Origin of the sequence: Rhodococcus sp. FH8, assembly GCF_019266085.1 — a bacterium.
GTDB lineage: Bacteria > Actinomycetota > Actinomycetes > Mycobacteriales > Mycobacteriaceae > Rhodococcus_F > Rhodococcus_F qingshengii.
In genome coordinates, this window is the sequence record NZ_LPNQ01000078.1 from 423,173 (window position 1) to 446,417 (window position 23,245).

The window sequence follows — 23,245 nt, forward strand, 5'->3', positions numbered from 1 at the left end:
GTGGAAATCAGTGCAGTGGCGTGGTGCCCGGGTAGTCGAGTTCGACGAGGTCTTCACCGTGGGCGGTGAGGTCCTCCGCACCGAACTGGTAGACGGTCCGGAAAACGACGGGTTCCCATTCTTCGGCGTAGAAGTCCATCGTTTCGCAGAACCACTCCAACTGATCCTGTTGCTCGGACAGTAGAGAACCCGCGCCTCGGACCACAACTACATATCCGGCGCCGAGTCCGAGGACGTCGTCGAGATCGCGCATGACGTCGTCGAAAGCGTCTTTATTTCGCCCGAAGTGGGACGGAAACTGGAAGGCTGCCGCAAACTCGTCGAAGACCTGCGCCGTTGTCCGCATGTTCTCTCCGCGAACCACCCGAACGACAAAATTCTCGGCACGGAGTTGACGTGCAAGATCATCTGCAACGGCCGGGTCGCTCTGCAGCGCCACCGAAGCCACATCCGAAGACGGATCCAGCCACTGCGCCACGCTGACCGTAGACGAATCGGACATCAGCGAATCCTCACAAACGTGTCGTAGTGATCGAGGGTGTACCACGCCGAACCGTCGTTGCCGGTGACGATTCGCTCGGCGTCGCGTCCTTGGCCGTTCTTCTTCGGGTTCACGTCCCATTCCTGATAGACGACACGTCCGCCACCGGCACCGACAGCGGGTAGACGTCCTTCGCTGTTGCGGAAGGTGATGCCGCCCTTGGTGCCCGGCGCATTGGCGGAATCCGGCCACCTCCCGGCGTCGATCTCCACCAGCGTGGCGAGCACTCGCGCCGGCGCATCGCTGTTCGTCTGCTGCGTTGTCTTGACAGCGGAGCTCGAGGGCACGGAACTCGACGGCGCAGCCTTGGTGGTGGCGCCAGGCTTGGCTTGAACACTCGAGGACTGGGCACTCGAGGACTTCGTCACCGACGACGCCGAACTGTCGGAGTCACGTGAAGAAAGGGTGACCGCCAGCACGAGCGCAACCACCGCCACCACGACGGTGATGATGGCGTTGCGCGTCTTTGCGCTCGGCATTTTCAGACCTTCAGACATACGCGTCTCTATCGGTACGAGACGGTGACAGGCGCATGATCCGACCAACGGAGGTCGTAGGACTCAGCGCGTTCCACGAGCGCGACCTTGGCCCGCTCGGCGTATCCGCGAGTGGCAACCTGGTAATCGATACGCCAACCCGAATCGTTGTCGAATGCCTTTCCGCGGTACGACCACCACGAGTACGGGCCGTCGACACCCGGATGGAGGGCGCGGAAGACGTCCACCCACGCGGAATCTTCGGCGAACAGCAGATCCATCCAGGCGCGCTCCTCGGGGAGGAATCCCGAAGACTTCTTGTTGGTCTTCCAGTTCTTGAGGTCGAGTTCGGTGTGCGCGATGTTCCAATCGCCGCTGACCACCACGTGACGATCGGCAGCCTCGGCCGCCGCAGCGGTGGTAGCGAGGTGAACTGCGAAGGACGCCATGAACCGCTCCTTCTCCTCCTGCTTCGGCGTGAGCGCCTCACCGGAGGGCAGGTACAGGCTCGCGACGGTCAGATCGGCGAAGTCGGCTTCGATGTATCGACCGGCGTCGAGAAACTCGTCGTCCCCGTGACCGATCCGCACCGCGTCAGGTTCCGTGCGTGAGAGCACCGCGACTCCGTTGCGTCCCTTCGCGGACGGCTCGGCGGAGACGAGGAACCATCCGTTGCCGAGCGCTGGTTCGAGAGTCTCGCGAAGCTGATCGTCCGACGCACGCGTTTCCTGAAGGCAGATGAAATCCGCCGACGTCTTCTCCAGCCAGTCGAGCATGCCCTTGCGGGCAGCTGCTCGAACGCCGTTGACGTTCACGGACGTGATGGTGTGGGGCGCAAGAATGTGGGAGTCAGCAGTTTGTGGCACGGCAAGCACCGTAGCGGATTCCACCGACGCGGATGGGCGCCCAGGTCAGCGCGCGGCCCTACGCTGCAGAATCACCGCTACCGCCAGCACGACGAGACCCGCGACGGCCAGCAACGACCCCACCGCTGCCGGCGCGGTGTACCCGTAACCGGCTGCGATGACGACGCCGCCGATCCACGCTCCGAAGGCGTTGGCGATGTTGAGTGCGGCGTGATTGAGAGACGCGGCCAAGGTCTGAGCATCCTCGGCGACATCCATCAACCGTGTCTGGAGGCCAGGCACCATCGACGACCCGGCGAGCCCGATGAGGAAGACGAAGACGAGCGCCGTGTACGGATTGCGCACGGCGATAACGAAGATCGCGAGGATGACCACGAGGGATCCCATCGACAGGAACAAGCCCTTCATCAGTGCGCGATCCGCGAGGTATCCACCGACGAAGTTGCCGGCCACCATGCCCAGTCCGTACAGCATGAGTGCGAGGGGAATGAACGAAGCGCCAAGCCCGGACACGTCGGTGAGAGTCGTACTGATGTAGGTGTAGACGGCAAACATCCCGCCGAATCCGACCATGCCCACGATCAAGGTCATCCACACCTGAACGCGGCCCAGTGCCCCGAGTTCGGTGATCGGATTCGTCACCGGCATACCGTCCAACCGCGGAATCCAGACGAACAGCGAAGCAACCGTTGCCACTCCGATCACCGCAACCAAGGCAAAGGCGCTGCGCCAGCCGAGTGCCTGGCCGATCCAGGCCGCGACCGGCACACCGATCACGTTGGCCACGGAAAGACCCATCATCACCATCGCGACGGCCTTCGCGCGTTTTCCCGGTTCGGCCAGGTGAGCTGCGACCAGTGCGGCGACTCCGAAGTAGGCGCCGTGCGGCAATCCGGCGACGAAGCGGGCCATCATCAGCGTCGTGTACGAGGGCGCGCAAACCGAAGCGGCATTGCCGACGGTGAACGCGACCATGAGTGCGATCAACAGGGTGCGGCGCGGAACCCGTGCGGTGAGTGCAGCGATCAGTGGAGCACCGACGACAACCCCGAGCGCGTATGCCGAGATCACGTGGCCCGCGATGGGTTCCGAGACACCGAGCCCGGTTGCCATTTCCGGGAGCAATCCCATGGCGACGAACTCGGTGGTGCCGATACCGAAACCGCCGAGGGCAAGAGCGAGCATCGCCGGACCTCTGGCGGAACGAACCCCGGGTGTCGAGGTGTCAGAAAGGGAGAGGGTAGACGAAGTCACTGATCAATTGTGGTCTCACACCTGGTTGAACTTCCAAGTGAGAGCGGGTGAGTTCACTCACTTGAGACCGCGAACACAAATGGGACGCCCGGTTTCCCAGACGTCCCATTTGACAGGTGAAGCGGTGAATCTACTTCGCGGCCATGGCCTTCTGCAGGTTCACGTCGAGCGCGCCGAGGAACTCCTCGGTGGTCAGGTAGCCCTGATCGCCGCCGACCAGCATCGAGAGGTCCTTGGTCATCTGGCCGCTTTCGACGGTCTTGATGACAACGTCTTCGAGCGCCTGCGCGAAGCCGATGACCTCAGGGGTGCTGTCGAGCTTGCCACGATGCTCGAGCCCGCGGGTCCACGCGAAGATGGACGCGATCGGGTTGGTCGAGGTGGGCTTGCCCTGCTGGTGCTGACGGTAGTGACGCGTCACGGTGCCGTGAGCAGCCTCTGCCTCACAGGTCTTTCCGTCCGGTGTCAGCAGAACCGACGTCATGAGGCCGAGCGAACCGAAGCCCTGGGCCACGGTGTCGGACTGGACGTCGCCGTCGTAGTTCTTGCATGCCCAGACGTATCCGCCCTCCCACTTGAGTGCGGAAGCGACCATGTCGTCGATGAGGCGGTGCTCGTAGGTCAGACCTGCAGCATCGAACTCAGCCTTGAACTCGGTCTCGTAGACGTGCTGGAAGATGTCCTTGAAGGCACCGTCGTACGCCTTGAGAATGGTGTTCTTGGTGGACAGGTACACCGGGTAGTTCTGCTGCAGTCCGTAGGTGAGCGACGCGCGAGCGAAGTCACGGATGGACGTGGTGAAGTTGTACTGCCCCTGGACGACGCCGCCCTCTTCGGGGAAGTTGACCAGTTCGTGCTCGATCGGTGCGCTGCCGTCCTCAGGCGTGTAGGTGATCATCACCTTGCCGGGGCCGGGGACCTTGAAGTCTGTGGCGCGGTACTGGTCGCCGAATGCGTGACGGCCGATGATGATCGGCTTGGTCCAGCCCGGAACGAGTCGCGGAACGTTGGAGATGATGATCGGTGCGCGGAAGATCGTGCCGCCGAGAATGTTGCGGATCGTTCCGTTCGGGGAACGCCACATCTTCTTGAGACCGAATTCCTCGACACGTGCCTCGTCCGGCGTGATCGTGGCGCATTTGACGCCGACGCCGTGCTTCTGGATCGCGTGCGCTGCGTCGATGGTGACCTGGTCGTCGGTCTCGTCGCGGTACTCGATACCGAGGTCGTAGTACTCGAGGTTCACATCGAGATACGGATGGATCAACTTGTCTTTGATGAACTGCCAGATAATGCGCGTCATCTCATCGCCGTCGAGTTCGACGACGGTGCCCTCAACCTTGATTTTGGACATGGGTGCTTCGCGTCCTCCTAGGAAGTTTCCCTGGTTACACGGTTGCGGTCACACTTTGTGAGTGGGTCCGCGAACGGTTCGATTATCAAACCTAGACGGTGTGGACTGATCTCGGGAGATGAGTCCCAAACAAGACAAGCGTACTGCTAACCCGTGAGGCCGCAACCGGCAGGTCCACTCATCGGTCTCTACTCGCGAGTAACTTTTGCCTGCTAGTGGGCTGCGTCGCTCTGCCTCGCGTGCGGTTGCGGCTCACATTTCGCCCCGTGTCAGGACTGCGCTCACTTCCCGGTAGAATCCGACTTGGTCATGAGTGCCAGCGTCAAGCCCCGGCTCGCTGGACGGCAACCCTCCAACCGCGGTGGGGTGCCCCGGGTGATGACCAGGTTTCCCGACGTGGATCTGCTCGCGCAGTTCCACCGCAATTCGGGTGACAAGCGCGGGTCCGACAGGGACGGACCCCAGACCGGGCCGAGCCCCACGGAGGTATTTCAGTATGTGTCGCACTTGTAGATAGACCCCAGCACGGGGCGGCGATCATTCGCCCCCGTCCGACATCTATCCGTCAGACCACTGGAGTGAACAAATCATGACCGACAACACAGCCGACGCCGCAGCAACTTCGGATCCGACCGCGAACTGGTCGTTCGAGACCAAGCAGGTGCACGCCGGACAAACAGCGGACACCGCCACCAATGCGCGCGCTCTGCCGATCTACCAGACCACCAGCTACGTCTTCGACAGCACCGATCACGCTGCTGCACTGTTCGGCCTCGCCGAGCCGGGCAACATCTACACGCGGATCATGAATCCCACACAGGACGCCGTCGAGCAGCGCATCGCTGCCCTCGAAGGCGGAGTCGCCGCACTCCTCCTCTCCTCGGGTCAGGCCGCCGAGACCATCGCGATCCTCAACATCGCCGAGGCCGGCGACCACATCGTCTCCAGCCCGTACCTGTACGGCGGCACGTACAACCTCCTGCACTACACCCTTCGCAAGCTGGGTATCGAAGTCACGTTCGTCGAGGATCCCGACAATCTCGAGCAGTGGCGCGAAGCCATTCGCCCGAATACGAAGGCGTTCTACGGCGAAACGATCGCCAATCCGAAGAACCACATCCTCGACCTACCCGGTATCTCGTCACTGGCCCACGAGAACGGTCTTCCGTTGATCGTGGACAACACAGTCGCGACGCCGTACCTGCTTCGCCCACTCGAACACGGCGCCGACATCGTCGTTCACTCCGCCACCAAATACCTTGGTGGACACGGCACCGCGATCGCCGGCGTCATCGTCGACGGTGGCACTTTCGACTGGACGCAGGGTCGCCACACGAACTTCACGACGCCTGATCCCAGCTACCACGGCGTCACCTTCGCGGACCTCGGCGCGCCGGCGTTCGCACTCAAGGCCCGCGTCCAACTGCTGCGCGATCTCGGTTCCGCCGTGGCGCCGTTCAACGCGTTCCTCATCGCGCAGGGTATCGAAACCTTGAGCCTGCGCATCGAGCGCCACGTATCCAATGCACAGAAGGTCGCCGAATTCCTCGACGGCCACGGTGAGGTGGCCTCCGTTTCCTACGCGGGACTTCCCTCCTCGCCATGGTTCGAACGTGGAAAGCAGCTGACGCCCAAGGGAACCGGCGCCATCGTCACCTTCGAGCTGCCCGGCGGTATCGATGCGGGCAAGACGTTCGTCAACGCCCTGACGCTGCACAGCCACGTCGCCAACATCGGTGACGTTCGCTCACTCGTGATCCACCCCGCCTCGACGACACACTCGCAGCTCACCCCCGAAGAGCAGCTCGCCTCCGGTGTCACCCCCGGGCTCGTTCGCCTCGCGGTCGGCATCGAAGGAATCGACGACATCCTCGCCGATCTCACCGTCGGCCTGGCAGCGGTGGCAAACTCGTGACCGTGAACGAATTGGAGCCCAGGATCGACCTCCTGCCCCCACCCGACGGCCAGGTGGGGTTCGTCGACATCGGTGCCTTGGAACTCGAAAGCGGCGCGGTGCTCCCATCGGTTTCGCTCGCCGTTCAGCGGTGGGGTGAGCTTTCCCCGAACCGCGACAACGTAGTACTCGTCGAGCACGCACTGACCGGAGACTCACACGTCACCGGACCGATCTCCGCGAATCAGCCCTCCCCCGGCTGGTGGAACGGGATGGTCGGCCCCGGCGAACCGATCGACACCGGCGAATGGTGCGTCATCGCAACCAACGTCCTCGGTGGTTGTCGCGGCACGACCGGTCCCAGTTCGCCGGCCGACGACGGCAAGCCGTGGGGCAGCAGGTTCCCGGAGATCTCCATCCGGGATCAGATCGCGGCGGAGAAGAAGCTCGTCGATCTCCTCGGGATCGACCAGTTGGCCTCGGTAGTCGGCGGATCCATGGGGGGCATGCGCACCCTCGAATGGGCAGTTACCTACCCGGACAGCATTCGCTCCGCGCTGGTTCTCGCAACCGGTTCACGGGCCACTGCAGATCAGATCGGCACCCAGACGACGCAGATCGCTGCCATCGTCTCCGATCCGGATTGGCAGGGCGGTGACTACCACGGAACGGGGCGGGCACCTCGCACCGGACTCGGCATCGCCCGTCGCATCGCGCACCTGACGTACCGCACCGAGTCCGAACTGGACGCGCGCTTCGAGAACTCCGCTCAGAACGACGAAAATCCTTGGAACGGTGGACGATACGCCGTACAGAGTTACCTGGAACATCAGGCAGACAAGCTGGTCGACCGCTTCGACCCGAGCACGTACGTCCTACTGACCGAGGCCATGAACCGGCACGACATCGGTCGTGGACGCGGCGGTGTTGCGGCGGCGTTGGCGTCGATCACGGCACCGGTCGTGGTGGGCGGCGTCGACTCGGATCGGCTGTATCCCCTTCGCTTGCAGGAGGAGATCGCCGACGGAATTTCCACGTGCAGCGGCCTCGAGATTCTCAAGTCCAAGGACGGACACGACGGCTTCCTGACGGAGGCGGACGCCGTCGCCGGACTGCTTCGCCGAACGATGGAGTTCGCACGTACGGCTCGCTGATTCGGCACAGAGCCACGTTTTCAGGATTCGTCAATGTCGGGAACCACAGCTGATCTGCGGGTTTTCCCGACATTCTCATTGGCGAACGTGAGCCGGCGCGGCTAGCATCGGCGAACGTGAATCAGCCATGCTCGACGCGCCTGCAGGCTACGTACATTCCCGAGCACATGTCCTTCGCGTTCTGGGGTGACGCAGACCCGGCAGCGCGGCTGTCGGCACTGGGGATGCCGACCGGGTCGCCGGGCGTGTGCAGGCTTGCGATCCCGGTCGACGAGTCGATCACAGCAACCGACGTCGAAGCGCAACTGCTCGACCTCACCACCGCGATCGACGCCTTCCACAACCTCGATGCTGGTCGCGGCGACCTCGGATCGTCGCTGCTCGCATGGAAGCGCGTCATCGACACCGGCGCACATGACATTCCGACCGCAGCGCATGCCGCGATCGAGCGCGACGACACGAAGATCCGAAGCGCCGAGTCCACGGTGCGGTTGTTCACGGATGCGCGTACAGCCGTGGACAGCCTTCGCCGAGCAAAGATTCAGGCGACTCTGCGCCCGTATCAAATGCAGGGAGTTGCCTGGCTGACGGCTCTGTCGGGTTCGGGTGGTGGGATCTTGGCCGACGAGATGGGTTTGGGTAAGACACTGCAAGCGGTTTCGATGATCGCGATCCGCGCCGGCGACGGTCCGCATCTGGTTGTGTGTCCCACCTCGGTCATCGGAAACTGGCGCCGCGAGATCGAGCGATTCGCTCCGCATCTGCCACTGCACGTTCATCACGGGGCCGCCCGTGCACTTCCCACTCGTATCCCCGCCGGCACTACGGTTCTGACCAGCTACAGCGTCTTGCGTTCCGACGCAGACCAATTGGCCCCGGTCCATTGGAGTTCAGTGGTCTTCGACGAGGCGCAACAGATCAAGAACCCCGCTTCCCTCGCCGCGAAAGCAGCAATGCAGTTGTCGGCGGACGTCAAGGTAGCGATGACCGGCACGCCGGTGGAGAACCGCCTCGAAGAATTGTGGTCACTCTTTCGCGTCGCAAATCCCGACGTCCTCGGAACTCGCGCACGGTTTCGTCAACGCTTTGCCGTCCCGATCGAATCCGGTCGATCGGCCACCGCGGCGACCAGACTTGCCGCGGTGATCGATCCTTTCATTCTGCGCAGAACCAAAGACACAGTGGCCAAGGATCTTCCGCCCAAACAGTTCTCCACGGTCTCGTGCACTCTGACGTCGGAACAGGCGCGCATCTACCGGTCGGCAGTTGCCGATGCGTTCGACTCCGGATTGGGCACGGGAATTGCCCGGCGCGGCAACATTCTTGCCCTTCTGACCACCCTCAAGCAGGTATGCAATCACCCGGCGCAGGTCACCGGCGATACGGACGACCTCTACGGAAGATCCGGAAAGCTCGACCGCGCAACGGAAATGATCGCCGAGATCGTCGACGACGGCGATCGCGCGCTGATATTCACGCAGTACCGGACGATGGGCGAGATGCTCTCGCGACACCTGGGAGCCGAACTGGGTATCGGTGCCGTGCCTTTCCTCCACGGCGGCCTGAACACCGACAAACGAGACGCGATGGTCGACGCGTTCCAGAACGAGACGGATTCACCACCGGTTCTGATTCTGAGCTTGCGCGCCGCCGGCTTCGGCCTCAACCTCACGCGCGCAAGTCATGTCGTGCACTACGACCGGTGGTGGAACCCAGCCGTCGAGGATCAAGCAACCGACCGGGCACACCGCATCGGCCAGAAACGCACCGTCAACGTCCATACCTTGGTGACGGGCGGTACCGTGGAGGATCACATAGCAGCGATGCACGAGTCCAAACGAGCTGTGGCCGATGCTGTCTCCGGGAACGTCGAGGCCGCGCTGGCCGATCTCCCCGACGCCGAACTGCGTGAACTTCTCGAACTCGACGGCGCGGTGATCATCTGATGGCCAACGAATTCGGCGTCACCGCTTGGGGTCGAGCGTGGCTGCGCACGGTGGAGCGGACCGCGGCGTCCGGTCCGAACCCGTCCCTGCCGACGGCTCGCACCCTGGCACGCAACGGTTCCGTGGAGTTCACCGTCGTCTCGTCGGGGACCGTCGTCGCCGAGGTGAGCACCAAGGCAAAAACTTCGTCAGTGACGATTGGTGTCCCGCTCTGGACCAAATCCGAGATCGCTGCAGTGAAGAGCCTTCTCCGTTCGGCTGGAAAGGCGAACAGATCCGTCTCCACCGGCGAACTGCCGGACAGCATCGTCACCGAACTGCAGGCTCGAAATATCGCAGTAGCCGTTGATCTTTCGGAGTGCACTGCCAGCTGCGACTGCTCAGGTAGACGCTCGCCGTGCGTTCACCATCTCGCCGCGATCTACGCCCTCGCCGGGCGAATCGACGAGGAACCTGCACTTGCGGTGACGTTACGGAGTGCACCGGTCAAGGCTGGAAAGAAGTCGACATCCACACATTCGCCGGAGTGGATCCCTTTGAGTGATATCGACATTCGCTCGTTCTACGGGGACTGATCTTCTCAGTCGGTACCGAGCGGATCGATGGTCAGGGCGAGCGTCGCGATCAGCACACCCATAACGCCCATCGCCGCAGTGTCGAAGACCCTTCCACGCACCGCGAGCAATCCCACACGGTTCTCGGGAACGAACCACCGAGCGGCAGCTCCGATGATGACGGCAACACCGAAGACGAGGGCGCCGCGGCGCCACCGGTCGGCCAGCACGAGAACAACCGCTGCCGCGATCACGGCGAGGACCGCGAGCATGGGCAGATTCTTCTTCGCGAGGCCGACCAGTGAGGACATCGGACTCAGGCCTCGGCCAGAACCCGCTCGGCGCGCTCGACCACGTTGGTGATCAGGAACGCGCGGGTCAGCGGTCCGACACCACCGGGGTTGGGTGAGACGAAGCCGGCGACCTCGTTGACGTCGGCTGCGACGTCGCCGCGCAGGCCGTCGTCGGTGCGACTGACGCCGACGTCGAGGACCGCTGCCCCGGGCTTGACCATGTCTGCGGTGATGAGGCCGGGAACGCCGGCGGCAGCGACGATGATGTCGGCGCGGCGAACCTCGGCCGCGAGATCGCGGGTACCGGTGTGGCAGAGCGTGACCGTCGCGTTCTCGCTACGACGCGTCAGCAGCAATCCGATCGGGCGACCGACTGTGACGCCTCGTCCGACTACCACCACGTGTGCGCCTGCAATAGGGACCTCGTAGCGGCGCAGGAGATGCAGGATTCCACGCGGGGTGCACGGCAGCGGGGCTTCCTTGCCCAACACCAGTCGACCGAGGTTGACCGGGTGCAAGCCGTCGGCGTCCTTGTCGGGGTCGATGCGCTCGAGGGCTGCGTTCTCGTCAAGGTGCTTGGGAAGCGGCAACTGCACGATGTAGCCGGTGCACTCGGGATTGGCATTGAGCTCGTCGATCGTCGCGTTGAGCTGCTCCTGCGTGATGTCGGCAGGCAGGTCGCGTCGCAAAGAATTGATACCGACCTTGGCGCAGTCGTTGTGCTTGCCGCGCACGTAAGCCGCGGATCCGGGGTCGTCGCCCACCAGGATGGTGCCCAAGCCGGGTGTGATGCCCTCTGCCTTCAGAGCGTTCACCCGCACCTTCAGGTCTTCGAAGATTTCGTCGCGGGTAGCTTTGCCGTCGAGGATCGTTGCAGTCACGGCGACCATTGTTCCAGGTTAGGGTCGATGAGTGACAACGGCTCCGGAACTACGCGGCCCGAGGGTGCTCCTCTCCCCCGTCGCGCCCGATCATCACGCCCGTCTGCGGGCAATTCACCTGCACCCGGACGTCGTGCACTGGTGGCAAAATCCCGACGACGACTGGCCTGCAGCGCCGGAGGCTGGCACCACGCGCTACAGCATCTTCCACGGCGACCACCTGATCGGCTTCATCCAGTGGTATGAGGCGGAGGACAACCCCGACTTCCGCCACGCCGGGCTCGACTTGTTCCTCGATCCCGACTTCCACGGCCGAGGGTTCGGTCGCGAATCGATTCGCGTGCTGTGTGCCCACCTGATCGACGACCTCGCATTCCACCGTCTGGTCATCGACCCGGAGGTCGACAACTCCGTCGCCATCGCGTGCTACCGATCGGTGGGGTTCAAAGACGTCGGGGTGATGCGCGAGTATTCGCGAGATCGCCATGGTGTGTGGAAGGACGGACTGCTGATGGATCTGCTCGCACGGGAATTCATCCGCTGATCGACTGGGACGAGTTCGAAAGGACCGACATCAAGTTGCTGGACAAGGAATTCACGGCCACCCTGCAGAAGAGCGACGCCAAGGGCGGGTGGACTTATGTGATCTGGCCGGAGTCCGCCGAGTTCTTCGGCACCCGCGGCCTGGTCAAGGTACGCGGGACGATCGACGGACATCCGTTCCAGAGTTCGTTCATGGCGTTGGGAGACGGTAACCACAAGCTGCCGGTCAAAGCCGATCTTCGCAAAGCCATCGGCAAGGAGACCGGCGAGCTGGTGACGGTGCGCCTCGAGGAGCGCTTGGAGAGCTAGGCGCTGCTACTTCATGTCGACGACAAGACCGTGCGCCGACGCGTACGCCACCGCCTGCATCAACTCGATCTGCGCGTTTCCGACGGACGCGGACGTCCACAGGCTCGGATCGATCCGCGCACCGCGCAGATCTGCACCTTCGAGTTTGAGTCCACCCGTACGAGCACCGGACAGATCCGCCGACGCCAGCACCGCGCCCCGCATGTCGGCCCGAACCAGGTTCGCTTCACGGAATCGGCATGAGGTGAAGTCGATCTTCCTCAGGTCCGCCCCACCGAGTGAGGTCAACGAGAAGTCGACTTCGTCGAGCGTCAACGGCCGGATGCGGCAACCGTCGAACGTCGACCCGAGCAGACTGCAGTTTCGGAACGTGCTGTGCCACAGGCTGGTCCGAGCAAAATTGCACGAGCGAAACGCAGTTCCCGTGTGCACGGACTCCCCCAGATCGGTGCCGGTGAAATCACAGTCCGTGAACACCACCGACTCCGTCGTGAGTCCCGTGAGATCGGCATCTCGGAAATTGCAATTGGTGAAAGTGCGCTGACGCCACTTCTGCCCGGCCAGCCGCGCGTCTGAATAATCTTCGCCGACGACATCGTCGGATTCTTCGGGGAGCATGCCGTCCATACTGCCCCGCCGCACCGACACCGGTTCGATCGCCTAGGTCTCGCAGGCCACGCCGTCACCGTCACGATCAAGCTTGGACGAATAGCCGGGATCGCCGCGGTAGATCGGGGCAGCACCGGCCGCTCGCACGGCTGCACAGTTGGCGTAATACACCCCCGCGTCAGGCACCTTGGCCGGCGGCGGAACGTACGCCGGTTCTGTTGTCTTCGGCGGCGTGTAGGCCGGAGCGGGCGGAACGTACGGCGTTGTCGTGGTCTCCGGTACCTGAGGCACCAGCGGCACGATTGCCACGGTGGTTGTCGTCGGTGGCGGCACGATCGTTGTCGTCGTCGGCAAGAGGGACGAAGTCGTGGTCTTCGTCGTCGACGGGACAGTGCTCTTGGTTGTCGTCGCTGCAGCTGTCGTCGAAGAGGTCGCAGCAGGCGTCGTCGATTCTTCCGACTTGCCCGCTCCCGTCGCCGCGGCGATGGCAACCAGCCCCACGACTGCCGCGCCGGCGATCCACGGCCACTTACGCCGCGTCTTGCCTTCCTCGGCGTTAGTGTCCGGCACCGCCGATCCGGGTGCGCCGAAGACCTGCGTGGGAGTGCCGAAAGCCTGAGTGGGTGCGTCGACGCCCTTGGGCCGTGTCTGCGCGGTCCACTGCTGACCGTCCCAGTAACGGTCGATCGTGGGGTCGAAGGGGTCGGGGTTCCAACCGGCGGGAGGTTTCATGAAATGTCCGTTCTGCGAAGAGTACCGGAAATAGGTTCGCACGGACTGGCCGGTTTGTTACCAATTCGCCCACACTTCTCCACCGCTCTTCTCGCAGACGCGGGCACCGATATGCCGCCCGGTACAGTTCCTCGAGTGTTCCGAGTGATGTTCCACGAGCCCCGCATCCCACCCAACACCGGAAACGCGATCCGCATGGTCGCAGGCACCGGTTGCGAACTCCACCTGGTCAGCCCTCTCGGGTTCGACTTGTCGGAGCCGAAGCTCAAGCGCGCAGGCTTGGACTACCACGACCTGGCGACTGTCACGGTCCACGAAAACCTGACCGCTGCCTGGGAAGCCGTCACCCCCGCTCGCGTGTTCGCCTTCACCGCGCACGCGACCACGTCGTATGCCGATATCGCCTACCAACCCGGCGACGTCCTGCTGTTCGGGCCCGAACCCACCGGACTGTCCGAAGAAGTATTGGCGGACGAACACGTCACCGAGCGCCTGCGTATCCCGATGCTGCCCGGACGCCGGTCCCTCAACCTGTCCAACGCTGCCGCCCTCGTGACGTACGAGGCCTGGCGTCAGCACGGGTTCAAGGGCGCTGTCTGATCGACGTCAGTAGACGTCCCGGACATAGCGCTTCTCCGCCGAAAGAGCCTTCACGTACGCCTCGGCACTGCGAGGTGCCAGTTTTCCGTGCTGAGCGACCACCCCGTTGAGGGCACTGTCGACGTCCTTGGCCATCCGGTTGGCATCGCCGCAGACGTAGAAGTGCGCTCCCTTCTGCAACCACTCCCACAGCAGTGCACCCCGCTCACGCATCCGGTCCTGCACGTAGACCTTGTCGGCTTGATCCCGGGAAAACGCGAGGTCGAGTTCGGTGAGGAATCCGTCTTTCCGCAATTCTTCGATTTCTTCGCGGTAGTAGAAGTCGGTCGCGGCGTGCTGTTCTCCGAAGAACAGCCAGTTCGGACCCGTGTGCCCCAATGCCCGCCGCTCATGCAGGAAGGCACGGAACGGTGCAATGCCGGTCCCCGGACCGACCATGATCATCGGGGTCTCGGGATCGGAAGGTGGCCGGAAGTGGGTCGACTTCTGCACGTAGATACCGATGTCGTCATCGTGAGCGTGGTCGGCGAGGTAAGTCGAGCACACTCCACGCCGTGGGACACCCGCAACGTTGTATCGCACCGCGGACACCGTCAACTGCACTTCGCGTGGGTTCTCCTTCGGACTGGAAGATATCGAATACAGCCGCGGCTGAATCGGTTTGAGCAGCGAGAGCCATTCGTCTGTCGAGGCACGAACGGGCGACTGCGCGAGAATGTCGACGGACTGTCGTCCCCACGACCAGTCTTTGAACGTGGAGACATTCTCCGGCTTCAACAACTCGGCCAGGTCCGAATCGCGGGTTCGTTGATGCACGAATCGAATCATGTCGGTCGAGATTCGAGTGATCTCCAAGCGCTCGGTGAGCGCGGTACGCAGCGTCATTTCCCCGTACTGCCCCAGTTCGACGGTCTCGTCACCGTCGAGGCCGGTAAGGGTGAGCCACTCGTCGACAAACGGAGAGCTGTTTCGGGGCCAGACTCCGAGAGCGTCGCCGGCTTCGTAACTGACCGTGTCACCTGGAAGGTGAAAGCCCAACTGCCGCACGTCTTTGGAAGAACCCGGACGGTTGAGCACGACATTGCGCGTCAAGGCTGTGGTCAGTGGCGCCTTCTTGTTGTATCGCAGCGGCGGCGACATCGCCGGTGAAATCGGCGGGGTTGCAACGGTTGTCCCAGAATTCTTCTTTGCAACGAGGACGTCGGTCGTCTCGCCGGCCACCGAGCTCCGAAGCTCAGCCGTGACCGCCTCCAGCCATCCAGCAGCGGTGTCCTCGAAATCGGGCTCGCAGTCGGCGCGATCGACGATACGACTGGCTCCCAGTTCGGCAAGGCGGGCGTCGAGCTTTCGTCCGTGTCCACAGAAGTCGGCATAGTTCGAGTCGCCGAAAGCGATGACTGCATAACGTGTCTCGGACATGCGGGGCGCCGTGTCAGCAGACAACGCATCCCAGAAACCGCTGCCGTTGTCCGGGGATTCGCCGTCACCGGAGGTACTGGTGATCAGCAGGACCTCTCTGGTAGCTGCCAGGTCGGCGGCGGGGAACTCGTCCATCGCGTGCATCACCACGGGTAAGCCGATTCCCCCGAGACGAGTGGCGCACTCAGCAGCGAATTCTTCCGCGTTTCCGGTCTGCGATGCCCAGAGCACCACGATCGGCGCGCGCTCGGATCCAATACTCGGACTCGATGACAACGCAAGCCCGTCGGTGTCAGGAAGTGAGATCCGCGAGTACAGGCCGGCCAGAACACCGTCGACCCACATCCGCTTTTCGGCATCGAAGGGTGCCGTCGACGGCAAGGTAGGTACCCCGGCAGTGCGATCGGCGTCCGCACGCAACGCAGCGAGAAGGCCGGCCAGGTAGCTCTGTTGGAGCGGATCGAATACCACTGCAGGTGTTCCTGTTTGACCGAGGACGCCCGCGAGGACATCGGTTCGCGACAAAGCCCGATCAGCTGGCGCGGGAGCCACCAGCGCCGCCTCGGCGAGCACTGTTTCAGGTGTGTTCACGGCGACCTTCGTCATAGTGACAGCGCAGGCTTTGAACTCCGGTTGCTGCGAGGCAGGGTCGATGGCGTCGTTGGTGACGGCGTTGATGGACAGATATTCACCGAAGGCGTCGTTCCAGTGAAATGGGGCAAAGCAGTTCCCCGGACGCACTCGGTCGGTGACAACAGCCGGAAGCACAGCGCGACCTCGGCGTGAGGCAACCTCGATCGCATCCTGGTCGACGATGCCGAGCCTGGCGGCGTCGTCGGGATGGATCTCGACGAAGGGACCTGGGTTGAGCTTGTTCAACTTGGCCACCTTGCCGGTCTTGGTCATGGTGTGCCACTGGTGCGCGAGACGACCGGTGTTGAGCAGGAAGGGGTAGTCGTCGTCGGGCATTTCGGCGGGAAGCATGTGCGGCCGTGCGAAGAACATCGCACGGCCAGTGGCGGTGGGAAATGCGAGCCGCGGAGTGCTGCCGTCCTCGCGGATCAGGAGCCTTTGACTGACACCGTCATTGACGTATCGGATGGGATGACGGTCCTGATCACTGTCTGGCGGGCATGGCCACTGAATCGATGTCTTGCGGAGGCGCTCGTAGGTGACGCCGCGTAAGTCGTAGCCGGTCTTCGGATTCCAGAACTGCTTGATCTCTTCGAACACCTCTTCGGCACAGGTGTAGGTGAACGCTTCGGCGTACCCCATCTCGCAGGCGATCCGGGCGATGATCTGCCAATCAGGCAGCGCCTGCCCAACCGGATCCAGTGCCTGCTGAAAGAGCGTCAGGTTGCGTTCGGAATTGATCATCACTCCGTCGGACTCTGTCCACAGCGAAGCAGGCAGCAGAACATCGGCGTATTCGTTGGTCTCGGTGCCCAGGAAAGCATCCTGGGTGATGACGAGGTCGGCCTTCTCCAAGCCGTCGATGACGGTCTTGCGGTTGGCTACCGTCGCAACGGGATTGGTGCAGATGATCCAGCACGCTTTGATGTCGCCCGCCGCCATTCGGGAGAACATGTCGATGGTGCCACCGCCGATGTCGGTGCGCAGCGAGCCCTGCGGGATCCCCCATCGGTCCTCGACGAAGTCGCGATCGGCGTCGACCATCACGGCGCGCTGACCTGGCAAACCTGGCCCCATGTAGCCCATTTCACGCCCACCCATGGCGTTCGGCTGACCGGTCAACGAGAACGGACCGCTGCCGGGCTTGCAGATCGCACCGGTCGCAAGGTGAAGGTTGCAGATGGCGTTGGTGTTCCACGTGCCGTGGGTGCTCTGGTTCAAACCCATTGTCCAACAGCTCATCCAGTTGACGGCCTCACCGATCCACTGCGCTGCCGTGTGGATGTCGGCTTCGGAGATACCGGTGATCTCGCTGACCTTCGCAGGCGTGTACTCCGCGAGGAAACTGGGCATGACCTCCCAGCCTTCGGTGAAGTCGGCGATGAAGTCCGGATCTGTGTGGCCGTTTACGACGAGCAGGTGGAGTAGTCCGTTGAGTAGCGCGAGATCGGTGCCGGGAGCGATCTGCAGGAACAAGTTCGCCTTGTCGGCGGTGGCGGTGCGTCGAGGATCGACGACGATCAGCTTCGCGCCTGCCTTGACCCGCTCCTGCATTCGGAGGAAGAGGATCGGATGGCAGTCCGCCATGTTCGCGCCGGTCACGAAGAACACGTCGGCATGTTCGAAGTCCTGATAGGAACCGGGCGGTCCGTCAGCCCCGAGCGATTGCTTGTATCCGGTGCCGGCACTTGCCATGCACAGTCGGGAATTCGATTCGATCTGATTGGTCCCGATGAAGCCCTTGGCCAGTTTGTTCGACAGGTACTGAGCTTCGAGTGACATCTGCCCGGACACGTACAACGCAAACGCGTCGGGACCGTGCTCGTCGATTATTGCCCGCAGGCGCTGGGCGGTGTCAGTGATGACTGCGGCCATGTCCACCGCTTCGATCGCATCACCTCGGCGCGGACGGCGATATGCAGATTCCATGCGCCCCGGGCCGGCGAGCATGTCTGCGGTCGTGGTGCCTTTGGTGCACAGACGCCCGAAGTTGGTGGGATGTGTCTTCAGACCGGAAGACTTCGCAGCCTTCCGGCGTCCCGTCTCGGGATCGGTGATGATGTCGAGGACAAGACCACAGCCCACCCCGCAGTATGCGCAGAGTGTGTCGACACTGGTGGTGGTGAGTTGAGCGCCCATCGATTCATGCATCCCTTCGACCGAGGATCAAGGTCGACTTCTATCTTCGGATGCAGTTGTTTCGGGAGTTCATGCCCGATGTTGCGTATCAATCACTCTTTCCTCACCGCGACCTTCGGGCCGATGTGCGGTCCCGGGACCAGCGGTCGTCGACGTGCAGCTGTACGCGAATGCCCAGTTCTACGCTCTGCCGCCGAATCGAGCGATGTAGTGCCAAACCTTCTTGACGTCCTGCGGATCGAAGGATGCACCCCGTGCGAGCCCCAGTACGGCAGGCGTCAGCCGCCTGCCGTGCGCAATTTCTCGGGCAAGGTCGATCACGGCCGCTCCCCGGTATTCGGGATGTTCGGCTATCTCGTCGACATCGACCGCGTATCCCTCGTGCCACAGCACCGGGCACGTGAGCGAGTGGGCGATCTCTTCGATCAGTGTGCCCCGGTAACTCGGATCCAGAACGAGCGCCTCGACGTCCGTTCCGATGTCGACGGCGCCGTGGACGTGCGCCTCGATGTAGTGGTCGAGCGGATCGTCGAGCTCGGCAGCCCGTGCGGCGTCGACCAAGCTCATCGCTTCGGCCGTTCCGAAGAGATCAGGCTCGAAGACGCTGTCGGGAAAGCAGAAGGTGGTGCGGTCGAGTGTGTGCTCGGCAAGCCGGAAGTAGGACGAGCCGAACCGAGGGGATGCCCCGTAGGGATCGGCGGAGAAGTTCAACGCTCCGTACTTCGGCCGTTCCGAGGGCTCTCGCTCGTCGTAAGCTCCGCCGAATATCCGACTCTCCCAACGCCAACGATCGCCGCCGTGATGCGCCGTCAGTCCGCCGTTGCTCGTTCGAGTCTCGAACTGGGTCACATAGGTGCCTTGACGTGCGATCGAGGCCAGTGTCAGACCACGTTCAGACGGGAGGTCCGGATGAAAGTGCAACGTCACCCGGTGATTTCGATCCAACGGGCCGCCCTTCGAGAGACCGCTCACGTGCGCAATCGCGGCAGACCAAGGAGTGGAATCAACAGGCATTCGCCCATTATCCGGATATGGAAGCAGCGCCGGTGAAGAAATCGACCAGTGAATACGGTGTGCCTTCACCGAGGCAGAGATCAAGGATCACGTGCGAGTCCGCGGCCTCGGATGCGCTGCGCACGAACATCGCTTCTTCGTACTCGGCGAGTGCCCCTTCGATGTCGTCGGGGTGCGTGGCGATCGCCTTTCCCAGTTCGGCGCCGTCGAACATCGCCAAGTTCGCACCCTCACCGGACGGGGACATCAGGTGCGCCGCGTCACCGAGAAGCGTCACCCCAGGCACGCGATCCCATCGGTGCTCGTCGGGAAGTGCATGGATCGCGCGCGGAATCGGAGCGGTTTCACCATCGGTGATCAGCGCCGTGAGTTCCGGTGCCCAACCGTCGAACTCGGCCGCGACCCGCGCTGTCGCAGCGGCGGCGTCGGTGAAATCGATACCGGCAAACCACTCCGCCGGACGGTTCAGCTGAACGTAGGTGTGCACGATGTCTCCCGCCTCTCGATGCGCGGCGATCGCTTTTCCTGGTGCGGGCGCGTACATCGCCCCGTCCCCGACGGCTTCGGCTGCAGCCGAATGCTTCTCGTCGACGTCGTAGAGGTAGGTCTCGACGAACGTGGTGCCGACGTATTCCGGCTTCGCATCGGAGAGCAGCGGCCGGACCTTCGACCAGGCACCGTCTGCACCGACGAGAAAGTCGGTGGTCACTGTCGAACCGTCGACGAAGGTCAACTCGTGGCGATCATCTCCGAGCGAGCGCACAGTGTCGACTTTGCGTCCCCATTCGATCGTGTAGTCCGGAAGGGAATCAATCAGGATTCGACGGAGGTCGCCGCGCAGCACCTCGGGACGTGCTCCCGTGCCGTCGTCGGGTTCGTCGAGGAGCACGGCGGCGTGTTGATCGAGTACGCGCGACGCGGCGCCGCCCGCGTGGATGATCGCGCGGAACTCGTCGGTAAGGCCGGCAGCGTCGAGCGCGGCCTGACCGTTGTGTTCGTGGATGTCGAGTTGACCGCCCTGCGTGCGAGCTTCTGCCGACAGTTCCGCCTCGTAGATCTTCGACCGAATTCCATGAACGTGAAGGACACGCGCGAGGGTCAGACCGCCGAGGCCCGCCCCGATGATCGTTATCGAGTTGCTCATGTTTGTTTCCTTTCAGGCTTCGATTGGAACGTCGTTCCAATGACATCTTGGAACGGCGTTCCAGATATGTCAAGATGGTTCGCATGGCGACCAGGAATCAGCGGACCGAACGACGTACGGATGCGCTCTCGAAGGAGCGAATCGTCGAGGCTGCGATCGAGATCCTCGACGACGAGGGCGAAGCCGCGCTGACATTTCGCGCACTCTCCGCACGCCTGGCAACAGGTAGCGGGGCGATTTACTGGCACGTTGCCAACAAGAGCGAACTGCTCGCCGCGGCGACCGACGACGTCATCGCCCGCGTGACAACCGGTGCAACCGAAGGCGCAGCCCCACGGGAGGCGATCCGGACCATCACCCTCGGCGTGTTCGACGCGATCGACGCCCACCCCTGGGTCGGCACCCAACTCTCACGTGAACCGTGGCAATCAGCGGTGATGCAGATCTTCGAAAGTCTCGGCGAGCAACTCCAGGCGCTCGGCGTTCCCGAATCGGCACAGTTCGACTGCGCGTCCGCGCTCCTGAACTACGTGCTCGGTCTCGCCGGACAGTACGCCGCGGGCGCCCGTCTGCTCCCCCGTGAGACAGATCGGTCCGCTTTCCTCGCGGGCGTCGCCACGCGATGGGAAGAACTCGACTCTGCGAAGTACCCGTTCCTCAATCAGGTGACGGCGCAGTTGCGCGACCACGACGACCGAGAACAGTTTCTGGCAGGCATCGAGCTCATCCTCGCGGGGATCGACACCGTCCGATAGCGGCCGTAGCCGTCAGCGTGAATGAACAGCGGTGTTGGATCCGAGCGCTATATCGAGGAAATCTCTTGCCGCACCGCGCAATCCGCGATCGGGATCCCAGACGGCTTGGAGTCGACGCGGCATCCGCAAGCCGTCGACGTTGACCGCGACCAGTCGGCCGTCCGCCAGGTCGGCGGCAACTGCCAGCGACGACAGAACAGCCGGGGCGTTGCCTGCCACCACCGCAGCCTTGACAGCGGTACACGAGGTGAGCTCGAGCAGCGGCGGCACACAATCGGGAACAGCATTCTCGAGCGTCAGGCGCGTACCGGACCCTGATTCTCGCTGAATCAGCGGTGTGCGTGCGAGTTCCTCGACCGGAACGGGCACACCATTCGCCCAGTCGTGTCCCGGCGGCACAACCACGACGAGGTGATCACGCGCTACTTCGCACGACGCGAGCGCCGACGGCACATCCGGCCCTTCGACAAATCCGATATCGGCCTGGCCGGCCTGAACTTGAGCAGAGACGTCCGAGGAATTGTGCAAGCTCACCGACGCCACGACGTTGGGGAACTTGTGCCGCATCGCGACCGTCCATCCGGGAACCAGATACTCGGCGATGGTCATGCTGGCGGCAACCGTGACGGCAGCATCACGTTCACCGCGAAGTGCGGCAACTCCCGATGCCATTTCCTCGGCACTGACGAGGATGTGACTTGCCCACTCGAGAATCAGACCGCCCTCGGCGGTGGGACGAACACCGGTCGCCGCTCGATCGAACACCTTGATTCCGAGTTGGCGTTCGACCGAACGCACCCGGGCGCTGACCGCCTGCTGACTGAGTCCGTGCTCCCGGCCGGCAGCACCCATGCTGCCCAGACGCCCTACGGAAAGGAGGACGTCGAGGGCACTGAGTTCCGGCACCCGAGGAGACAACGACATAGTCCCAAGATTAGACCCACAAGGCGAGTTTGTGGGCATTCAAGAACAACCGGTCTACCGGTACGGACCGGATGAGACGACAGTGAAATACATGACCACCACAACGAGTTCCACCTTCGCCCACATCACTCCGAACTGGTTCGCGGCAGCGATGGGAACGGGAATCGTGTCGGTGGCCGCCGCTTCGCTCGAACCGGAGATCGAGGGCTTGAAACTGGTCTCCGAGATCTTCTGGGTTCTGGCGGTTCTCGTACTGTGCGCCTTGATCGGAGCATTTGCCACCCATTGGTCACAACATCGATGTCAGGCCCTCGCCTACCTGCACAGCCCCGCGATGTTCCCCTTCTACGGCGCCGTCGCAATGGCACTGCTGACCGTGGGATCCGCAACCGGCATCACCGGCCCGGACTTCCTCGGCCACGACGTGGCGATCACCGTGTCGCTGACACTGTGGACACTCGGCACGGCACTCGGCCTGGTCACCTACGTCGTGATGATGATTCGACTCGTTCGAGATGCCGGGATGGCGACGGCAATGCCGTTCTGGCTCATGCCCGTCGTACCTCCGATGGTCTCGGCCACCACCGGCGCAGCGGTCAGCACCCACATGCCCGAAGGCGCTCCACGCATCGCGGTACTGGTTTTCTGCTACATCCTGTTCGCTCTGGCGCTGACCGCCGCCATCGGCATTCTGGTAGCCGTCGCCAGGCAGTTCGCACGCAACCGTTCGGCCGGCGTCGACGTGATCCCGTTCAATGCCATTCCCTCACTGTGGATTCCGTTGGGCGTGATCGGACAGTCGATCGCGGCATCCAACCTGTTGGCCGCCGCCTCACGGCATGCACTCAGCCCCGAGCATGCCGACACCCTGCACGAATTCGGGATCGCCTACGGAACCGTCGTCGGAATCATCGGCGTGATCGCGTTTGTCACCGTCACCGTCGTCACCATCCACGCACTGCGCCGCGGCTTGGACTTCTCGCTCGGCTGGTGGAGCTTCACCTTCCCCATCGGAGCATGTGCCGTCGGAGCGAATGCCTTCGGAGTCGCCACCGGTTCCACCCTGATCCTGGGAATCGCACTTGCCCTGCTGACCGTACTGATCCCCATCTGGGCAACCGTCGCGGTCAGGACCGTCCGGTCGATCCGCAGTGGAGTTCTACCGGCGGCTGCATGAATTCGCACCGATGAGTTTTGGCTCGCCGTACGGT

22 protein-coding genes and 1 riboswitch are annotated in these 23,245 nt (G+C 63.1%); of the genes, 9 read left to right on the forward strand and 13 right to left on the reverse strand.

The window, feature by feature from the left end:
- Positions 1-7: 7 nt before the first annotated feature.
- The 5 genes from ATN38_RS25785 to ATN38_RS25805 all read right to left on the reverse strand — a co-directional run bounded on the left by ATN38_RS25785 (position 8) and on the right by ATN38_RS25805 (position 4,491).
- Complete coding sequence (locus tag ATN38_RS25785) at positions 8-502, reverse strand: barstar family protein (protein ID WP_030535081.1); 495 nt, start codon at positions 500-502, stop codon at positions 8-10.
- Entirely contained in the window at positions 502-1,020 is a 519-nt protein-coding gene (locus tag ATN38_RS25790; RefSeq protein ID WP_050654908.1) for a ribonuclease domain-containing protein, read from the reverse strand. The genes ATN38_RS25785 and ATN38_RS25790 overlap by 1 nt, the downstream gene beginning before the upstream one ends.
- A gap of 26 nt (positions 1,021-1,046) precedes the next feature.
- Complete coding sequence (locus ATN38_RS25795) at positions 1,047-1,892, reverse strand: exodeoxyribonuclease III (RefSeq protein WP_080712672.1); 846 nt, start codon at positions 1,890-1,892, stop codon at positions 1,047-1,049.
- Positions 1,893-1,928: 36 nt separating this feature from the next.
- Entirely contained in the window at positions 1,929-3,068 is a 1,140-nt protein-coding gene (locus ATN38_RS25800; RefSeq protein WP_218748982.1) for an MFS transporter, read from the reverse strand.
- Between the two features lie 199 nt (positions 3,069-3,267).
- On the reverse strand, positions 3,268-4,491 hold the full coding sequence (locus tag ATN38_RS25805) for an NADP-dependent isocitrate dehydrogenase (RefSeq protein ID WP_003940772.1): 1,224 nt from the start codon (positions 4,489-4,491) through the stop codon (positions 3,268-3,270).
- Between the two features lie 305 nt (positions 4,492-4,796).
- Positions 4,797-4,937, forward strand: a riboswitch (SAM riboswitch).
- Positions 4,938-5,080: 143 nt separating this feature from the next.
- Between ATN38_RS25805 and ATN38_RS25810 the strand changes: the two genes are divergently transcribed.
- The 4 genes from ATN38_RS25810 to ATN38_RS25825 all read left to right on the forward strand — a co-directional run bounded on the left by ATN38_RS25810 (position 5,081) and on the right by ATN38_RS25825 (position 10,060).
- A complete protein-coding gene (locus tag ATN38_RS25810) occupies positions 5,081-6,406 on the forward strand; it encodes a bifunctional o-acetylhomoserine/o-acetylserine sulfhydrylase (RefSeq protein WP_064443387.1) in 1,326 nt (441 codons plus the stop codon).
- Entirely contained in the window at positions 6,403-7,539 is a 1,137-nt protein-coding gene (locus tag ATN38_RS25815) for a homoserine O-acetyltransferase (protein ID WP_042449669.1), read from the forward strand. Before ATN38_RS25810 ends, ATN38_RS25815 begins: the two co-directional genes overlap by 4 nt.
- 116 nt (positions 7,540-7,655) lie before the next feature.
- Complete coding sequence (locus ATN38_RS25820; protein ID WP_230587436.1) at positions 7,656-9,485, forward strand: DEAD/DEAH box helicase; 1,830 nt, start codon at positions 7,656-7,658, stop codon at positions 9,483-9,485.
- The gene (locus ATN38_RS25825; RefSeq protein WP_030535087.1) at positions 9,485-10,060 is read left to right on the forward strand and encodes a hypothetical protein; all 576 of its coding nucleotides are present in this window, start codon (positions 9,485-9,487) and stop codon (positions 10,058-10,060) included. The genes ATN38_RS25820 and ATN38_RS25825 overlap by 1 nt, the downstream gene beginning before the upstream one ends.
- A 5-nt stretch (positions 10,061-10,065) precedes the next feature.
- Here ATN38_RS25825 and ATN38_RS25830 read toward each other — a convergent pair whose 3' ends face one another.
- Complete coding sequence (locus tag ATN38_RS25830) at positions 10,066-10,350, reverse strand: DUF3017 domain-containing protein (RefSeq protein WP_003940740.1); 285 nt, start codon at positions 10,348-10,350, stop codon at positions 10,066-10,068.
- A gap of 5 nt (positions 10,351-10,355) precedes the next feature.
- Positions 10,356-11,213: a bifunctional methylenetetrahydrofolate dehydrogenase/methenyltetrahydrofolate cyclohydrolase gene (locus ATN38_RS25835; RefSeq protein ID WP_218748944.1), complete on the reverse strand. Its 858-nt coding sequence runs from the start codon at positions 11,211-11,213 to the stop codon at positions 10,356-10,358.
- A gap of 31 nt (positions 11,214-11,244) precedes the next feature.
- Between ATN38_RS25835 and ATN38_RS25840 the strand changes: the two genes are divergently transcribed.
- A complete protein-coding gene (locus ATN38_RS25840; protein WP_063836256.1) occupies positions 11,245-11,757 on the forward strand; it encodes a GNAT family N-acetyltransferase in 513 nt (170 codons plus the stop codon).
- Positions 11,758-11,792: 35 nt separating this feature from the next.
- On the forward strand, positions 11,793-12,065 hold the full coding sequence (locus ATN38_RS25845; protein ID WP_256932139.1) for a DUF1905 domain-containing protein: 273 nt from the start codon (positions 11,793-11,795) through the stop codon (positions 12,063-12,065).
- A gap of 6 nt (positions 12,066-12,071) precedes the next feature.
- On the opposite strand, the gene ATN38_RS25850 is transcribed toward ATN38_RS25845, so the two are convergent.
- The gene (locus ATN38_RS25850) at positions 12,072-12,692 is read right to left on the reverse strand and encodes a pentapeptide repeat-containing protein (RefSeq protein ID WP_003940770.1); all 621 of its coding nucleotides are present in this window, start codon (positions 12,690-12,692) and stop codon (positions 12,072-12,074) included.
- A gap of 33 nt (positions 12,693-12,725) precedes the next feature.
- The gene (locus ATN38_RS25855) at positions 12,726-13,406 is read right to left on the reverse strand and encodes an excalibur calcium-binding domain-containing protein (RefSeq protein ID WP_218748945.1); all 681 of its coding nucleotides are present in this window, start codon (positions 13,404-13,406) and stop codon (positions 12,726-12,728) included.
- Between the two features lie 135 nt (positions 13,407-13,541).
- On the opposite strand from ATN38_RS25855, the gene ATN38_RS25860 reads away from it, so the two are divergent.
- On the forward strand, positions 13,542-14,006 hold the full coding sequence (locus tag ATN38_RS25860; protein WP_065352197.1) for a tRNA (cytidine(34)-2'-O)-methyltransferase: 465 nt from the start codon (positions 13,542-13,544) through the stop codon (positions 14,004-14,006).
- A gap of 6 nt (positions 14,007-14,012) precedes the next feature.
- Here the strand turns inward: ATN38_RS25860 and ATN38_RS25865 are convergent, their stop codons facing one another.
- From ATN38_RS25865 to ATN38_RS25875, 3 genes are all read right to left on the reverse strand, one after another.
- The gene (locus ATN38_RS25865) at positions 14,013-18,197 is read right to left on the reverse strand and encodes a bifunctional nitrate reductase/sulfite reductase flavoprotein subunit alpha (RefSeq protein WP_065352885.1); all 4,185 of its coding nucleotides are present in this window, start codon (positions 18,195-18,197) and stop codon (positions 14,013-14,015) included.
- Positions 18,198-18,377: 180 nt separating this feature from the next.
- Positions 18,378-19,211: a DUF3626 domain-containing protein gene (locus tag ATN38_RS25870; protein ID WP_007727410.1), complete on the reverse strand. Its 834-nt coding sequence runs from the start codon at positions 19,209-19,211 to the stop codon at positions 18,378-18,380.
- A 7-nt stretch (positions 19,212-19,218) separates the two neighbouring features.
- Positions 19,219-20,355, reverse strand: a complete 1,137-nt coding sequence (locus ATN38_RS25875) for an NAD(P)/FAD-dependent oxidoreductase (RefSeq protein ID WP_007727411.1) — start codon at positions 20,353-20,355, stop codon at positions 19,219-19,221.
- Positions 20,356-20,429: 74 nt separating this feature from the next.
- On the opposite strand from ATN38_RS25875, the gene ATN38_RS25880 reads away from it, so the two are divergent.
- Complete coding sequence (locus ATN38_RS25880; RefSeq protein ID WP_007727412.1) at positions 20,430-21,110, forward strand: TetR/AcrR family transcriptional regulator; 681 nt, start codon at positions 20,430-20,432, stop codon at positions 21,108-21,110.
- Between the two features lie 12 nt (positions 21,111-21,122).
- Here ATN38_RS25880 and ATN38_RS25885 read toward each other — a convergent pair whose 3' ends face one another.
- A complete protein-coding gene (locus tag ATN38_RS25885; protein WP_218748946.1) occupies positions 21,123-22,034 on the reverse strand; it encodes a LysR family transcriptional regulator in 912 nt (303 codons plus the stop codon).
- A 91-nt stretch (positions 22,035-22,125) separates the two neighbouring features.
- Between ATN38_RS25885 and ATN38_RS25890 the strand changes: the two genes are divergently transcribed.
- Positions 22,126-23,211 carry a TDT family transporter gene (locus tag ATN38_RS25890; RefSeq protein WP_042449826.1) on the forward strand — a complete coding sequence of 362 codons (1,086 nt, stop codon included), beginning with the start codon at positions 22,126-22,128 and terminating at the stop codon, positions 23,209-23,211.
- The last annotated feature ends 34 nt before the right edge of the window (positions 23,212-23,245 follow it).

What these genes read in the sequence shown, in the direction of transcription:
- ATN38_RS25785 (WP_030535081.1), bottom strand. Translation starts at nt 502, where the DNA reads ATGTCCGATTCGTCTACGGTCAGCGTGGCGCAGTGGCTGGATCCGTCT.
- ATN38_RS25790 (WP_050654908.1), bottom strand. Translation starts at nt 1,020, where the DNA reads ATGCCGAGCGCAAAGACGCGCAACGCCATCATCACCGTCGTGGTGGCG.
- ATN38_RS25800 (WP_218748982.1), bottom strand. Translation starts at nt 3,068, where the DNA reads ATGCTCGCTCTTGCCCTCGGCGGTTTCGGTATCGGCACCACCGAGTTC.
- ATN38_RS25805 (WP_003940772.1), bottom strand. Translation starts at nt 4,491, where the DNA reads ATGTCCAAAATCAAGGTTGAGGGCACCGTCGTCGAACTCGACGGCGAT.
- ATN38_RS25810 (WP_064443387.1), top strand. Translation starts at nt 5,081, where the DNA reads ATGACCGACAACACAGCCGACGCCGCAGCAACTTCGGATCCGACCGCG.
- ATN38_RS25825 (WP_030535087.1), top strand. Translation starts at nt 9,485, where the DNA reads ATGGCCAACGAATTCGGCGTCACCGCTTGGGGTCGAGCGTGGCTGCGC.
- ATN38_RS25830 (WP_003940740.1), bottom strand. Translation starts at nt 10,350, where the DNA reads ATGTCCTCACTGGTCGGCCTCGCGAAGAAGAATCTGCCCATGCTCGCG.
- ATN38_RS25850 (WP_003940770.1), bottom strand. Translation starts at nt 12,692, where the DNA reads ATGGACGGCATGCTCCCCGAAGAATCCGACGATGTCGTCGGCGAAGAT.
- ATN38_RS25855 (WP_218748945.1), bottom strand. Translation starts at nt 13,406, where the DNA reads ATGAAACCTCCCGCCGGTTGGAACCCCGACCCCTTCGACCCCACGATC.
- ATN38_RS25865 (WP_065352885.1), bottom strand. Translation starts at nt 18,197, where the DNA reads ATGGGCGCTCAACTCACCACCACCAGTGTCGACACACTCTGCGCATAC.
- ATN38_RS25870 (WP_007727410.1), bottom strand. Translation starts at nt 19,211, where the DNA reads ATGCCTGTTGATTCCACTCCTTGGTCTGCCGCGATTGCGCACGTGAGC.
- ATN38_RS25875 (WP_007727411.1), bottom strand. Translation starts at nt 20,355, where the DNA reads ATGAGCAACTCGATAACGATCATCGGGGCGGGCCTCGGCGGTCTGACC.
- ATN38_RS25880 (WP_007727412.1), top strand. Translation starts at nt 20,430, where the DNA reads ATGGTTCGCATGGCGACCAGGAATCAGCGGACCGAACGACGTACGGAT.
- ATN38_RS25885 (WP_218748946.1), bottom strand. Translation starts at nt 22,034, where the DNA reads ATGTCGTTGTCTCCTCGGGTGCCGGAACTCAGTGCCCTCGACGTCCTC.
- ATN38_RS25890 (WP_042449826.1), top strand. Translation starts at nt 22,126, where the DNA reads ATGACCACCACAACGAGTTCCACCTTCGCCCACATCACTCCGAACTGG.